The organism is Vibrio sp. Vb0349 (assembly GCF_033338975.1).
The window spans coordinates 1-1097 of sequence record NZ_JAWOTS010000387.1 but is presented as its reverse complement, the minus strand read 5'-3'; the positions used below and the strand labels follow the sequence as shown (position 1 = coordinate 1097).

Annotated in this window: 1 pseudogene; it reads left to right on the top strand. The window is 45.6% G+C overall.

Going from position 1 to position 1097, the window contains the following annotated elements:
• Positions 1 to 1097 (top strand): annotated as a pseudogene (locus R7Q47_RS26055) (PTS transporter subunit EIIC); the annotation flags it as partial.

The following is a 1097-nucleotide window of genomic DNA, read 5'->3' as shown; positions in this document are numbered from 1 at the left end:
AAAGCCAATGTATCGAGCGTGGTGCTTATTATTTATTCGCTGATCATGTTTTATTTGGTGTCGATAGAAAATGAAAGCTTATCTGCGACGTATACGTTGCCCAATAACTCTCTGTTGGCGCTGATCAGCGCCGTGATGTCGTATTTGTACTGCAAACATTTGAGAATTCAATTGCTTGAACCCCAAGCACTGGACTTTACTTCTCGGCTGTTTAAAGACGTTTTGCACTTTTTCGTATTTGTTCTTGTCGCGGTAAGCCTGTCCCACGTCACTGCGGCGATCATGGTGTGGTTTAGTGGCGCAGTGCGCAGTATCGGCGTCGATCCTTTAACGCTTGAAGGCGGTTGAATCTATCAAACCGTTTTGGGGTTGCTAGGGGCGACAGGCATCAATGCTCACAACATGTTGTTTGCCATCAAGCAGCAGATATACGCTGCGACCGAAGCCAATATGGCCGCTTGGCAAACTGGCGAAGCGTCGCTTAACGTTATCAGCCAAGGTTTTTACGACGCCTTTTTGTCTATGGGCGGTTCAGGAAACAGCGTCTGTTTGCTTCTATGTATCCTGATTTTTGCTAGAGAGCGTAACCACATCATGTTGGCGTTGGCGGCTGCGCCATTGGTGATGTTCAACATTAATGAAGTGTTGCTGTTTGGTTTGCCGATCATTTTCAACCCCATTCTCATCATCCCATTTGTACTGGTGCCTTTGGTGAGCTTCGTGATCACTTATGCGAGCATTGCGTCGGGTATTATTGATCCTGTAGAGAAGATCGTGAACTGGATGACGCCGCCGTTGATCAGTGGATATGTCGCAATGGGAAACCATATTCAAGGCACAATACTTCAACTGATAGTGATCGCGGCAGGAGTATTGATCTATCGACCTTTTTATCTTGCTTATGCTGGCAAACACGCGAGTCAATTCGGGCTGAACAATGCTTTGAATGGTATTGAACAATCGCTGTTTAAGTCTCTGCTTAATAGCGTGAAAGATTCAAACATATACAGTATCAACAAATCATCGGCTCAGAAGCGTTTGACCTCAATTCTGCGAGAAGGGGAGCTGGTGATGTTTTATCAAAAGCTACAATCGAC